The organism is Ferruginibacter sp. (assembly GCF_028288465.1).
GTDB lineage: Bacteria > Bacteroidota > Bacteroidia > Chitinophagales > Chitinophagaceae > Ferruginibacter.
This window is the reverse complement of sequence record NZ_JAQBNR010000056.1, coordinates 85,912-101,801: the sequence shown is the minus strand read 5'-3', so window position 1 is coordinate 101,801 and position 15,890 is coordinate 85,912. Positions and strand designations below refer to the sequence as shown.

At 43.4% G+C, this 15,890-nt stretch carries 6 protein-coding genes; all 6 read left to right on the top strand.

Annotated features, from left to right (window positions below; all coding sequences use genetic code 11):
* Positions 1-14 precede the first annotated feature (14 nt).
* Positions 15-164, top strand: coding sequence for a hypothetical protein (locus JWR61_RS21895; protein ID WP_301929836.1), 150 nt, complete (start codon positions 15-17; stop codon positions 162-164).
* A 435-nt stretch (positions 165-599) separates the two neighbouring features.
* Complete coding sequence (locus tag JWR61_RS21890) at positions 600-11,234, top strand: BNR-repeat neuraminidase N-terminal domain-containing protein (protein WP_301929835.1); 10,635 nt, start codon at positions 600-602, stop codon at positions 11,232-11,234.
* A 259-nt stretch (positions 11,235-11,493) separates the two neighbouring features.
* Positions 11,494-12,711, top strand: a complete 1,218-nt coding sequence (locus JWR61_RS21885; protein WP_301929834.1) for a DUF763 domain-containing protein — start codon at positions 11,494-11,496, stop codon at positions 12,709-12,711.
* A 318-nt stretch (positions 12,712-13,029) separates the two neighbouring features.
* Positions 13,030-13,239, top strand: coding sequence for a hypothetical protein (locus JWR61_RS21880; RefSeq protein WP_301929833.1), 210 nt, complete (start codon positions 13,030-13,032; stop codon positions 13,237-13,239).
* Positions 13,240-13,905: 666 nt separating this feature from the next.
* Positions 13,906-15,354, top strand: coding sequence for a PAS domain-containing sensor histidine kinase (locus JWR61_RS21875; RefSeq protein ID WP_301929832.1), 1,449 nt, complete (start codon positions 13,906-13,908; stop codon positions 15,352-15,354).
* Between the two features lie 12 nt (positions 15,355-15,366).
* The gene (locus tag JWR61_RS21870; protein ID WP_301929831.1) at positions 15,367-15,711 is read left to right on the top strand and encodes a response regulator; all 345 of its coding nucleotides are present in this window, start codon (positions 15,367-15,369) and stop codon (positions 15,709-15,711) included.
* Positions 15,712-15,890: the final 179 nt, after the last annotated feature.

Genomic DNA, 15,890 nt, shown 5'->3' with positions numbered 1-15,890 from the left:
TTATTAAATTTGTAATGAGATTATTTGATATTATTTCATCGGGCAAGTGGAGAACAACTATATCCGCTGGCCATAGTTTGCTTCCTCCTGCAAAAAAGATCGATTTGTTACCCAACGATGATTTCGATATTAAACGATTATCTGTTGAATGCTCCGATATTTAACTGATAGTTCCATTTCAGTCATCTATTTTGCCAAATTGTAATTTCACTTCTTCAACCAGACGATTGGTCACACGCAGTATATAATTTAGAAACCCGATTTATGCGTTTCAGTCTAAATTTTTTTTACCAGTTGTAGTTATTTTACATCTAAAATTATTTTTTCAGTTCGCATAAGTCACATACTGAGAATTTCAATTTGTTCCAATAATTACTATTGCTATATAGCTGCTTTTCGGGTAAGATGTAGTTGTTTGCGTATAAAACGTTAACAGTGCACTTTCTGCTAATCTGCGACGTTACGTGAAAGTGGGCACCACCATTGGTTGAATTCATAAGGTTAAATAGATGTTTGAAATTTGAATCTGGTTGCCACGAATATATTGGCCGAAAATAATAACAGGCAACATTAAATTCTTTTTCTTCCAAATTCAACTTATGAGAACCGCCATCTTACTATTGCTGTCCTTATTGATGGGTGCGTCTTCGCTACAAGCAAAATACAGAATTACCAAAGCAGCCAATCCCAATTTTTGCACTACTTATCCTTCCGGTTATAACAGTATCAGCTTTGCAATAAGTGAAGCCAGCAGAAGTGGCACACAGGGATTTAAACCTGGTCAAACCAATGCTACATTCATCCTGGGTTTCAGTAACGCCGCATTTCAATTCAATCCCGGTGTTGGTACCGTTACCGCCACCGGAACAGATGTCACCATCGTTTCCTATAGCATTACCTCCACTTCCATTACCGTTACAATTAACACAGGTCCATCTAATACGGAACTAAATACGATTAACTTCAATAACATAGAAGTGAAGGCCACCAGTGCGGCAACAGGGTATATCAAAAGAACCGGTGGCACCCTCAAAATCGATAATAAGGTCAGCAATCCATATAATGCTTCTTTCGCTGATTTAACAGCGGGTACACCAATGGCTTACTCATCTGCTTCGGCAACACAAACAGTAACGGCTGCTGTGTTCTCAGGAACTGCCGACAACCAGGTTATCGGAATACAGGTGGTAATTACCGGTACCTGTTCCAATTTAACTGCCACCGCATTTAATTTAAATACTACCGGATCGACAGCTCCGGCTACCGATATAACAAGTGCCAGGTTATATTACACAGGCAACACCAATTTATTTTCTACAGCCACACTTTTTGGAAGTAGCAGTAATCCCAGCGGAAGTTATACTATCAATGGAAGCCAGCTACTCAACCTGGGTGCAGGCACTTATTATTTTTGGTTAACCTATGCAATCGCTCCGGGTGCTGTCAGTGGTAATGTTGTAGATGCCCAGTTTGTATCGTCCGTAGTTTCAGGTTCTACTTTTACTGCAACATCCGGCAATCCCAGTGGCAGCCGTACCATCAGTACCAATAATTTTTATTCCATTGCAACGGGCAACTGGAGTAATACCGCCATCTGGAGTCGCACTTCAGGCGGAGTATCCTGTGGTTGTGCACCAACCGGCGGAACAGGTTTTGTATACGTCAATCACGCCGTGGCGGTTGATAACAATTATACGGTAGACAACGTAGCTGTTCAAAACAATGGCAACCTTACCAATGCGGCCGGAAAAATATTGACGGTAAACAATACGCTGAACACATCAGGTACAGGGCTTTTTTCAGCCTCAGCGGCCTGGATATTAAATAACCTGACCACCACCGGTACAGGTACTTCCGCATCTTCCAGTGCACTTACTTTAACAGGTTCGCTGAATGTGGGTGCAGGCTCTTCTTACCAGATGACCGGAGGCGCAGCATTGACGGTAAATGGTAATGTGACCGTTGATGGTACCCTTGCGCTGGGTACTTCCAATCTTACCAATTCTAACGCCGCAGGAACAATCATAACAGGTACAGGAAGTGTAACAGGATCGGGCATTATTACCCTGGGCGTAAATAAAACAATTCCTTTAGGATCAGCCCTTACGGTAGCTCCGGTAATCAATATCGGCAATTCGGTTACCGTTACCAACAGCGGAACGGTGAATATGCAAAACAGCATAACGGGGGGTGGTGTTAATGCCGCATGGGTCAATGCTGCCAATTCAGTACTCAATATGGCGGGATCAACAGCGGCGCTGATGGCTACCGGATCATTGGATGCATCGGCTGTTCCCAATACGGTTAACTATAATGGCTCGGGTAATCAGACCGTCAAAATACCGTCTTCTGCTTATTATAATTTATACCTGGCAAGCTCCTCAGCAGGTGTAAAATCGCTGGCTGGTGCAACTATTGTCAACAACGATATTCAACTATCCACCGGGGCACAACTAAACGCAGCAGCAAATAACATTACAATCAGCGGTAACTGGGTTAACAACAGTACCAATGCAACGCCTTTTATATCGTCAGGCACAGTAAATTTTAATGGCACCGACACGATATCGGGCAGCGCTGTTTCCAATTTCAGCGCTATCGCAATAACCTCTTCGGGCTTCCTTATTTCCAACAGTGCAACCGGCAAAGTAGTTGTTTCCGGCAACTGGGCCAACGATGGCGACTTTGATCACAACAGCAGTGATATTATATTTAACGGAACTACAACTATAAGCGGGGCATCGGTAACGGACTTTAATACGGCGATCATTAATTCAACAAAAACGCTCACGCTGTCTGCTACCGAAACTGATTTTGATGGCGACCTGACAGTCAACGGCACCCTGAACCACAATAACGGGTTGCTAATGTTTACAGGCAACAGTGTAACACAAAATATCAATGGCGCTACAAGTTCCTTAACACTGTATCAGCTGGAGATCAATGACGGTACCGGTGGCGTATTGTTGTCCAGGCCCGTAACAATTAGTAATTTACTAACATTAACTTCCGGTAACCTGGTATTGGGAAGTAACAGTTTAACTTTAGCCGCAACAGTACCGGCAGTTGGCGGTAGTCCTTTTTCGGTAACCAATATGATTGTTGCTTCCGGAGCAGGATCTGTGATAAAAAATGGCACTTCAGCGGCTTCGGCTTCTTATACTTTTCCGGTTGGGGATAATACGGGTACAACGGAATATTCTCCCCTTACAGTTACATTCACTGCTGGTACTTATACAACCGGTTCAGCAAGTATAAGGGTTGTAAACGCCAAGCATCCCAATAATGCCAACACCACCAACTATATAAGCAGGTACTGGCCTGTTAGTACAACAGGATATACAGTTACCAATGCTACCGTAGCTGTTACTTACACAGATGCTGATGTAACAGGTGCAGAAGCAAATTTGCTGATGAGCGAGTGGACCGGTTCCAGTCCCTGGGTTACATTTACTACGGCTGCCCTTAACACATCCACCAATACTTTTACTTCGCCTTCCTTAACGGCTTTTGGTGATTTCACTGCAATGGACAACTCGGCTCAATGGACAGGTAATGTAAGCACCGACTGGGCCACCGCAGGTAACTGGGATAATGGCGCAGTGCCTGGTTCATTGACAAATGTGGCCATTCCATCAACTGCTGTCAGAATGCCTTCCATTACAGGCAGTGTTTCGTGCAACTGGCTTACAATAAATTCCGGGGCAACGGTAACAAATACCAGTTCCGGCATTTTAAATATTGCAGGTACCCTTACCAACAACGGTACTTTTACAGACAATGGAACTACAGTGTTTAACGGTACTTCCGGGCAACAAACCTTTTCAGGAGTAACGGTCTTTAATAACCTGACCGTTAATAATACAAGCAGTTTGCTGTTGGGAGCTGCTGCTACAGTAAACAATAATCTGTTACTAACAGCCGGTACATTGAGTGCGAATAATTTTAACCTGGCGGTGAAAGGAAACTGGACAAACAATGTTTCAGCAACCGCTTTTACTGCAGGCACTTCTACCGTTAGTTTCAACGGAACTGCCGCCCAAACTATAGGTGGTACCTATGCTACCACCTTTAATAGTCTGACTGCTTCCAATACCAGCGCAGTTACGTTGAGTGCCACCGTAAATATAAGTGGGGATCTTACTGTAAGCAGTGGAACGCTTGACCTTGCTACCTTTACCGCCAACCGAACCAGCTCCGGCGGTACGCTCACAGTATCGAATAACGCTACTTTAAAAATAGGCGGCACCAATACTTACCCGTCCAATTACGCCACCAACACATTGGTAGTAGCAAGTACAGTTGAATATGGGGGAACCAATCAAACGGTAGCCAATCAATTGTATGGAAATCTTAAGCTTACCAGTTCATCAGGTGCGGTGATAAAAACTTTTCCGTCAAGTGCGCTAACGATTGTAGGTAACCTGAGCAGCCTGGCGGGCAGTGGTACATCTGTCGCCTATACTGCAGCTTCCAACATAACCATCAACGGCAATGTTTCGATCGGTGCATCAACTGTTTTTAATGGCAGCAGCTTTTCATGCAGTATTGGCGGCAACTGGGTGAACACCGGTACCTTCAATGGCAATACCGGCACCATTATTTTTACTGGTACGGGAACCATTGTAAGTGGGTCCGGGATACAGAATTTTAATAACCTTACTGTTGCTGCTGCACTCGTTGGTTTTTCCAATGGCAGTATTGCATTAACAGGTAATCTTGCCACCACCGGTTCTGGTTCCTTTAACCAGGCTTCCGGCGGTCTGCTATCAATGAGCGGAGCTGGAACAACCATCAGCGGAACCGGAATTTCAGTAGATAATTTAACGGTAAGCGGGTCTGTAAGCACTGCCGCATCTTTCTCTGTTACCGGCAACCTGTCGGTAACAGGAAGCTTCGCTGCAAGTACCGGAACCATTACAATGAGCGGTGCGGCTAAAAGTATTTCCGGTGCCGGAATAACCGGCTTTGCTGTACTATCTGTTACCGGTACTATTACAACCGATGCCAGTTTCTCAGTTTCATCCAGCCTGATAGTGGCCGGAAGTTTAACTGCCACTGCGGGCACTGCAACTTTTACCGGTGCATCCACGCTTAGCGGCACCGCCAATCTTTTTAATATAACTGTTAATGGAACGTCACTACAGTTGTCTGCTAATTCTATTGCCGGCGTTGCAGGCGTTTTAACGATGACGGCCGGTACGCTGAATGTAATTTCTTCTACTCCCAACACGATCAATTTTAATGGCACAGGTGCACAAAATATCAACGCCATCACGTATGATAATTTAACCTTGTCAAATGGAAATAGTAAGACAGCAGCTGGCAACATTACCATCAATGACAATATTACCATTGCTACTGGTACTACATTTGTTTCCGGATCATATACGCATACTGTTTATAATGACTGGTATAATTATGGCACATTTACCGCGGGTTCCGGTACCATTCAATTTTCCGGCAGTCAGAATACAAATATTTTCGGTGCAACAACCTTTAATATTTTAACCGTTAATAATGCCATTGCTACCACGGCTGTTGTTTTACAAAACAATGTATCAGCAGCAACGGTCAACATGACCCTTGGAACAATACTAACCGGGTCCAACACGCTCACTATCACAAATACCAGGACAGGTAATGGAATAATACTGGGCACAATTGAAAGAACGCATGCTTTTACTACCGGGGCAGCTTATGCTTTTGAAGGGCCGGATAACAGCATTACATTTTCGTCAGTTGCTTCTGTAAGCAGCGTTACAGTATCAGTAACAAAAGGTACCATCAGTGACTTTCCTTTTGGTGGCTCCATCAGCAGGGTATATAACATTACCGTACCTGCCGGTAGCTATAATGCAACTTTGCGCCTGCATTATGAAGATGATGAATTGAATGGCAGTAATGAATCTTCTATGGCGTTATGGCGTTACAATGGCGTTGCGTGGACGGCTTCTGGTAAATCAGCAAACAGTACCACGGCCAACTATGTTGAGCAAAGCGGTTTGTCCAATATAACCAACCGCTGGACTTGTTCAGCTAATTCAAACGTGGTACAATGGAATGGCAGTGTTAGTACGGATTGGAATACGGCGGCCAACTGGACCGTATTACAGGGTTCTGCGTCAGCACCGCCTTCAGCCACTGATATTGTAGATTTAGGAACAGCGACCTTTACTAATCACCCGACTATCAGCACTGCAGTTACTGTAAAGAATATCAACTTTGGAAGTGTGCAGGCGCTTACCTTATCAATGGCCAGCGGAGGCTCACTGATCTCCGGTGATATTCATGGCAGCTGGACGGGTAATATTACCCATACCATCAATGCCAACAACCAAAACATAACAGTAAACGGAGACTTATTGCTCAGCGATGGAACAACTGGCCATGCAATAAATCTTACCATCGGCACAGGAACCGTAATCGTTGGGGGCACGCTGACAGAATCTGGCGGCGCAAATATCGCTTTTACCGGCACGGGCAATTTAAATATAGCTGCAGATTATAATTATGTTAGCGGAACATTTACACCCGGCACGGGAACGGTCACTTACAGCGGGGCCACTAACCAATCAATCGGGGCTGTTGCTTATAATAACCTTACCATTAATAAGTCGTCGTCTATTGCCTCCGTTAGCAATGCCGTTGCCGTTGGCGGTGACCTGACGGTTACAGCAGGTGAATTTGACAATCTTACCACCACATCCATAACAGGAAATGTTACCATCGCTTCCGCAGCAATAATGAGCAACTACAATATTTTACATGTTGGTGGCAACTGGAACAACAACGGCACTTATAATGGTACGGGAATTAACGTAATATTTGATGGCAGCGGAACGCAAACAATATCTGCCACTACGTTTAATAATCTGGAATTTAATAAACCGGTTGGTTCTGTTGCCCTCCTTACAGGAGACGTTATACTAAAAGGGAATCTTGTAGGCACTTCGGGAACACTGGATATCGGATCCTACTTTTTTAACAGGGATATTGCCGGAGGATCAGCTACAATGGCAGATGCAGCTACATTAATTATTGGCGCTGATAATGCACCAACCAAATTCGCCAATTATTATTTATCGACGGGCAGTACCATTATTTTTAATGGTACTGGTACGCAGCACCTCTTGCTGCCGGGGTTGGTGTATGGAAATATTATATTCAGGAATAGCGGCACCAAAATATTGTATACGGGTACAACCGTAACCGGCAATTTAACTATCGAAAGCGGCGCTACGTTTGATGCCGGCTCCAATACAATTTCTTTAAATGGCAACTGGACGAACAGCGGCAATTTTACGCCATCAACCAGTACCATTTTATGTACGGGTGCTGCAAAAAACATTACAGGCACCACTACTTTTAATCAGATAACTGTTTCAGGAAGCTATACTTTTTTGAGTAACATGACGATCAATGGTCTGTTGAATATCACCAACACGGGATCGCTAAGTGGCGGCAGTAGTATTGCGGTTACCATGAATGGTGATTTAATCAACAGCGGCATTTTATACAACCTGGGCAGCACTACTTTTACAGGAAATGTACTGCAAACATTGAATTTGATCAATGCAGTTCAAACTGTGGCCATCACCGTAAATTTCAACGGTTCCGTTTCGCCGGTGTTGAATTCAACGTCGGTTCCTCAATACGGTTATCTTAACATCAACAATACCGGTGGGGTAAATCCAAGTGTGGGATGGGTAGTAGCCTATGGCCTGACGGTTGGTAGTGGTGGAATTTTCAATGGAGGTTCATCATCACACACCATACTGGGTAATGTAACAAACAATGGAACTATAACCAGCAGCGGTACACTTACTTTTTCGCCCTCGTCTGCTGCGACTGTAAACCTGGGTACTAACTTTACCAGTACAGGTCGCGTTTATTTTGCCGGTTCAGGTGCACTTACGTTGGCGGGTACTCCTGTTTCATTCAAAAACGTAAACATCAATAACACCAATGCATTAGGTATAACGCCGTCATCCGACTGGCTTGTTACAAACGAACTACGGGTTGTAAGCGGGTCTGTTTTAAATGCGGGCAACCATAGCTATACCGTTGGTGGAAACATACTCAACAACGGAACTATCAATAGCAGTACGTCTGCCTTTACAATGAATGGTACTGCTGCACAGGATATTTATTCTGGTTCGGCTTTCAACAACTTAACCATCAATAACACAGGTGGTTTTGTAACCTTGTCTTCCAACCTGGCTGTAAACGGAACATTGAATTTTATTGCAGGCAATATTCAAACCGGTACCAACATCCTTAGCCAGTCATCAACAGGGATACTTACCGGCGCAGCCCAAAATACAGGCTGGGTGAATGGAAACTTACAAAAATATATGCCGGTTGGTACAACCAGTAAAACATTTGAAATTGGAGATCTGTCAAGCTATACACCTGCGACAATCGCCTTTTCAACTATTACAACTGCGGGTAGTCTTACCGCATCTGCTACTGCTACAGATCACCCCAACATTGGTACATCAAATATCAATGCGTCAAAAAGCGTAAACCGTTATTTTACATTAACCAACAATGGAATTGCCTTCACAGATTATACAGCAACATTTAATTTTAAAGCATCTGACGTAGATGCAGGTGCCAATACAACCCTGTTTGATATAGCTGCCTATAACGGAACCAGTTGGTCGTGGCCGGTAGCTGCAGCCCGCAATGCTACCAGCATACAAGCTACGGCTGTTACCACATTCGGGGATTTTGCTATTGGCGAGATTTGTAACCGGAGTACGACCATTTCATATACCGCTTCGCCTTACTGTACCACTGCAGGCACAGCAAACGTTACACTTACCGGAACATCCGGCGGCATTTATTCTGCTGATACCAATTTATCAATCAATGCGGCTACCGGGGCTATCGATTTAATTTCCAGTACACCCGGCACCTATACCGTTACCTATACAATACCAGCAGGCGGCGATTGCAGCCAGTTTGTTACCAGCACTTCTGTAACGGTTGGCACTGCGAACACCTGGACTGGTGCAGTCAATAACAACTGGAACAATACAGGTAACTGGTCGTGCGGAGGAATACCGGTTGCTACAGCCGACATCACTATTCCATCCGGATTATCTGTATATCCTGTCATTACCAGTACTATTCCGGTACATGATCTCAACATCAGTAACGGAGCCTCGCTTACAGTAACCGGTGGTACATTGCAGGTGGGAGGTGCCATCAATAACGCCGGTACGTTCGACGTGTCGGCTGGCACCGTACAAATGAATGGTAGCACTGCACAAACAATTCCTGCAGGCAGCTTTGTCAATAACAATCTATTAAATCTTATCATTGGTAACAATGTTACCCTTGCCGGGCAACAAAATGTCACCGGATCCCTGTCATTCAGTTCTAACAACAATATGCTTACAACGGGTGGTTATCTGACTTTAAAGTCTGGCCCTGCCGGTACCGCACAGTTCGCTGATATTACCAAAGGCGGAACAATCAGCGGCAACAGTATTGCCGGCAACGTAACCATCGAACGATACATATCTGCAGGACGGCAGTGGCGCTTATTGACTGCACCTGTTTGTTCCTGTACTGCGCCCACTATCAATGCAGCATGGCAGGAAGGCGTTACTTCAGGAAATCCAAACCCGGGTTTTGGTACCCATATTACCGGTGGCATGGCAGCTAACGGATTTGACCAGGGAGTAAACAACAATGCCGCCATTAAATATTACAACAGCACAACCAACACTTTTTCCACCCTTCCTGGCACTAATATGCCTATCACAACTTATCCCGCTTATTTTTTATTTATTCGCGGCGACAGAAGTACGAATTTATCCCTTGGTGTAAATGCCGCACTTACGCCAACTATCCTGAGGGCAAAAGGTCAGGTGGTAACAGGCAGCATAGCAGCGAATGTGAATGCGACTGGCTATACGCTGGTTGGCAATCCTTACCCGGCTGCCATTGATTTTCATACAATAAGCAAAAACAATGTGAATGATAAAATCTATTTGTGGGATCCGAAGATGGGTGTAACAGGCGGGTACGTGGTGCTGATATGGAATGGATATAACGGTTATGATGCAACCACATCTGTTAGTCCGGTGAGCAGGTACATTCCCAGTGGGGAAGCCTTCTTTGTTGAATCGCTCGATGGGGTTAACCCGGGAACAATAACCTTTAAGGAAACAGATAAAAATGCCGGGGGCAGCGACCAACTTTTCAGACCGGTGTATGGCAACGAAAAAATACGGGTTAATTTGTTGGGGATAAACACAGATGGATCAGCCTCTTTTGCGGACGGAGTACTGACTACGTATAATGACAATAACAGCAATAATGTAGACAGGAACGATGCGGCTAAAATCCTTAACCAGAGTGAAAATCTCTGCATAAACAGGAACAATAAAAACCTGGCTATAGAAAGAAGAAAAACAATTGATGGAAATGATACTACTTTTCTAAATCTCTACAGCCTCAAAAAGCAAAACTACCTGCTTCAGATAACGGTTGAAGCTATGCAGAACAGTGGCCAGTATGCAGTGGTTAAAGATAACTATGCCGCAACTACCAACAATACAATGGTAAATATGGGCGGTGTTACAAATATTACTTTTACCGTCAACTCAGACCCGGCTTCTTATGCTTCCAACAGGTTTAGCATTGTACTTAAGAAACAGATAGCACTGCCTGTAACTTTCACCGGCATTAAAGCCAGCCGCACACAAAAAAACATTTTGGTTGAGTGGAATACCACCAACGAACTAGATGCCAAGGGATACGAAGTACAATCATCCATGACCGGATCTAATTTTACCACAGTGGCAGTTGTAAACAAAAATCAATCCGGTGATGCATATAACTGGCTTGATGAAAATGCTGCGCAGGGATGGCATTATTACCGCATCAGATTGTTGGGAATAGATGGGAATGAAAATTACAGCCCGGTTGTAAAAGTGAGCATTGATAAATCTGCTGCAGCCGGTATTATCGTTTTAAATGGCAACAGCATCAGCAATAATAAAGTGGTGCTGCAATTTAATAATGTTCCAAAAGGAAACTACCGCATGCAGTTGTTTAGTATGGATGCACGACTACTGAAACAGGTTGATATCAGCCATGCCGGCGGCAATGCAACGCATGATTTTTTAACCGATACCGATTTGCCGGGTGGAAAATACCAGGTGACTATTACCGGAAGGTCTGAGACAATCTCAATTGCTTTGATTAAAGAATAGTATCTGCGTTTTTTTCGTAATCATACCTACAGAGGAAATCTGGAGAGTTTTAAAAAATAAGTTTCCCTGTATCTTCTCCAAAAGATGTTGCAACGTGTCGGCAATAGGTAGCGTTGCGATGGGAGCTGAGAATGATAATAATTTGTATCTGAACAAATAGTATACCGTGACAGCAGCAGCAAACGTTTGCGAAAACTATCCTGGTTTATAGTCCCAGCCATGGCTCCGGAGCCCAATTAAAAAGCTGTAACTTTATTCCATGAAACGATCTGGCACAGCTGATCTTCCCCTTCATTACGGTTACGTTCCTCAATGGCTTGCGGAACGAATGGCTAAGCTGGGCCTTGGCATTACAGAATCTGTCATACTGGAATATGGCAACCAGGAAATGCTCCGGAGACTATCCGACCCGTTTTGGTTTCAAAGCCTTGGCGCAGTGATGGGCATGGACTGGCACTCCTCAGGGATTACCACTTCTGTGATGGGCGCATTAAAAAAGGCGATCAATCCGCTTTCAAAGGAACTGGGCATTTTTATTTGCGGCGGTAAAGGAAAATATTCCAAGCGAACACCGGATGAATTGTTCAGGCTGGCCGATACTACAGGAATGAATGGGGATGAACTGATACAGGCCAGCAAACTTACTGCAAAGGTTGATAGTTCGGCCATCCAGGACGGCTTTCAATTGTATACGCACAATTTTATAGTAAGCAATACCGGGCAGTGGACCGTTGTACAGCAGGGAATGAATACAGAAGATAAAACTGCACGACGTTATCACTGGCATTCAGCAGGCCTTGATTCGTTTGTTGATGCACCGCATACCGGTATCTGTGGCAAAAACCAGGGCGAAATTTTGAACCTGGTATCATCAGATGCCGGGCCAGCCAGGGAAGCCATCGTTCAACTGACGATGGAAAAGCCGGACCTCGTGTTGAAGGAATTCAGCAAATTAATTATGCCAAACCATCATGACGTGACATCCAAAGATGTAAATTTAAAAAGACTCGGTGCCGCACTGTGGATAGCTCATGAACAGCAGGTTGAAAATTTTGAATCCTTGCTATCGCTGAAGGGGGTTGGTGGCCGCACATTGCAATCCCTGGCGTTGGTAAGTGAAGTGATACACGGCACACCGTCACGGTTTAAAGACCCGGCACGTTTTTCATTTGCACATGGCGGTAAAGACGGTCATCCCTTTCCGGTTCCAACTAAAGTGTATGATGAAACCCTTCATATTTTGCGAACCGGCATTGAAAAATCTAAACTGGGTTTTAACGACAAAACGGAAGCGGTGAAAAAGCTGCATGAAATAGCAATAAAAGCTGAAAAAGATTTTATTGCCGAAGAAGCACATTTTGAGAAGCTGCTACAAAAAGAAAATACTGAATCCTGGCAGTACGGGGGTAAAACGGTTTTCGGTGACGCAAAGCCAGGGAAACAAAAGCCCGGCAATGTTCAATTAAAACTATTTTGAAATCATCAGTAATTACTTCACCAACCCTCGCTGGTCGATATTTGCTGCGGTTATTAAAACATATAAATTTACAATCCCTCCCCGCCACCACACCTAATTTGAATTTAATTTTTTGGCTAAAATAAGGTTGCTTTAATGTCTCAATATTAGATATTAATTCCTGCGCCAATTCTATTTTCTTTTCAGCAGGGTGTACCCAACCATTGCTCCGGCACGACCACGGCTTTTCAATTTAGATAAGGCGAAACACAAAATTTGCACACGCTTTGTATCATCATAATTAAAAAATGATGCAATTACTTTTTAAAATATAAATCTATGGATAAATTACAATTAGCATGCGACTGGGAAAAAATGAAACAAATGCTATTGGAAGCGGAGCCACAACTTTCGAATGACGATGTAGACTTTGCAGAAGGGCAGGATGAGGACTTAATAAATCGCCTTATGGAAAAACTCGGCCGCAGTCATGAGCAAGTAGTTGGATGGGTTGAAAGTGTGTCGTCGACTACTTCAAAAGCATCGTAGTTTATCGGATATCTTATCAAATAACAAATGGTAAACAGTTGCGTAAAAGCGACTGTTAAGAATACCGGCGGGTTACCAAGGGCCTTCCGGTGTATCAATTCTAGTTTCCTAATTGGCCAGTAGTTGAATATTATGTATTTCAAACAAATCACTAAAAAATAATCATTTATCAAAACAATCAAAGTATCAGCTCAACAAAAGAAGCAATTCCCGGCGCCGCAAAATAACGCTGTAAAAAGGCCGGAAAATAAAGACAATCTCGATAGCTGGGAAAGGGAAGAACAAGATGACCGCGGACGAAGTACAACGCATAATAAAAAAGAAAATCATAGCGCTAAGAAAAAGAATGGTTAACGAAAAAGCGATCACGGCCTTGAGCAGATGGAAGTCCTTTTTATTGAATTGGTGCCGGGGCTCTACACCCTAACGAGGCGTGTATTTTGTTACCCGAAATTGTTAACTCAATATCCGCAGGAATAGCGGTATAAAAAGGTGATGACAAGCTATCCTTTTCCACTTTTAAAAAAGTCATTTTTTATAAACCTTAATTAAATGAGGGACGGTTATCCCATAGTCATTACCAGATATGCTCACTCAGCACTAAAAGGCATGTAATTTGTTTTCGTCAATCAGCTGGAAGTGATTAACGCTTCGGCTGTAAACTTTATGAAAGATGAAACACCATCACTAAATTATAGCGACTTCTTCATTAACCTTTATAATAACAGTCACGTAAATGCGATGCTTATAATGGATGTGGAAGGCAACGTGCTGTTTGTAAATAAGGCATTTACAAATACATTTGGGTATACCCAGTTCGACTTGAAGGGTAAGAATTTCAGGATATTTTTTACGCCCAAGGATCAGATGGATCAATTGCCTCAAAAAGAATTGCAACAAGTAGCAGAAGCGGGGCATGCAGATGATAAAAATTATTTTGTAAAAAAAGATGACAGTTTTCTCTGGGTAAGTGGTGAATCGGTTTTGATAACCAGCGCCCATAATGAGCGCAGGATATTAAAACTATTACAGGATATCAGCGGGCAAAAAAAAGCCGAGCTGGCGGCAAGGCAGGCGCACGATCTGAATGAAAGCATGCTGACAACAATTGACGACATTGTTATTTTGTTGAATAATCAGCTCAATGTGGTTAAAGCAAATACTGCCTTTTATTCGCTTTTTAGTAATCCCGGTTCTTCCGCACTAATTGCAGATTTTACCGCATTTATTGCACCCTACGACAGGAAAGGTGAGCTGATAAGCAATTTGAAAAACACCCTGGCGACAAGGAAGCCTTTTACAAACCTGGAACTGGAAGTTGCAGCCCAGAGCGGTGACCGGGTATTTAATATCACAGGACGTCCTTTAAAAGACACACAACTGCCAGATGGAATTTTACTGGTAATTCATGAGATAACAATTCAGAAGCAGGCGGAACGGGAAAGAGAGGACATTATAGGATTTGTGGCGCATGAACTTCGTAACCCGCTTTCAAACGTAATACTGTGTAATGAAGTAATAAAGGAGGCCATCAGCAGTAACGACCTGGTGAGGTCTGCAGAAATTGTACAACGCAGTCAGAACAACATTTTCAGGTTGAACAAGATGATTACCGATCTCTATGATGCAACCAAAATCCACTCTGGAAATTTTGTTCTTGAAATAAATGAATTTGATTTTGATGAAATGATTAAGGAGGCAATTGATACGGTGCAGGTATTACAGCCGGCATTTAAAATTATGGTAAATGGCACAGCCGGTCAGGCTGCAGGAGACAGGCACCGGTTGATACAGGTTGTAACCAATTACCTGAGTAACGGAATTAAATATTCAAATGGCAGTACAACGATCCTGCTGAACGTTTCTGTAACCGGGGGTATAATAACGGTAGCCGTTACAGACAGGGGATTGGGCATACCCGCCACACAGCTCCCTTATATTTTTGACCGTTTTTTCAGAACGGAAAAAACAAAAGACCTAGAAGGCATAGGGCTTGGGCTTTTTCTTTGCCGTCGTATTATAGAAGCGCACAACGGCCGGGTTTGGGCCGAAAGTGAGGAAGGCCAGGGCTCTGTATTTTATTTTTCTATACCAGTGGCAAGATTTGTTAGTTGAAAATATGTATCAATGAAAAGAATTTTGGTAATCAATAACGACCCTGAAACAATGGACCTGCTGAAAGAACTATTGCAGTTAAAGGGGTTTAAGGTGAGTGTGACAAGTGAAAAAGATGCAGTGCCTGCTTTAATTAAGGAGTTTTTACCTGATTTGTTGTTGCTGGATATAACCCAGACGGCAGTTATTGAAAAAATACAAAGTCAGGCTAGTCCGTTTCACATTCCCATACTGCTGATGACAGGCCACAACAGGTATCCGCTGGCGCCGCATGACAGCTTTAAAAAATATATCCAAAAGCCATTCACTTCAGATCAGTTATACCAAAAAATCAGTGAGGTCTTACAAAACGCATGAGGCATCAATTCCCGGACAGTTTTAATAAAAAAGCGTGGCTTATTTTCGGCATGGCGGTCAGCTGTTTTGGGGCATACCTGGCATTCATGTATTATTAAACCTATTTAAAAAATCAGTAAATTTTACCGGATAAAAAATACCACAAAACATACAATGAAATCCACGCCGGGTATTGCGCT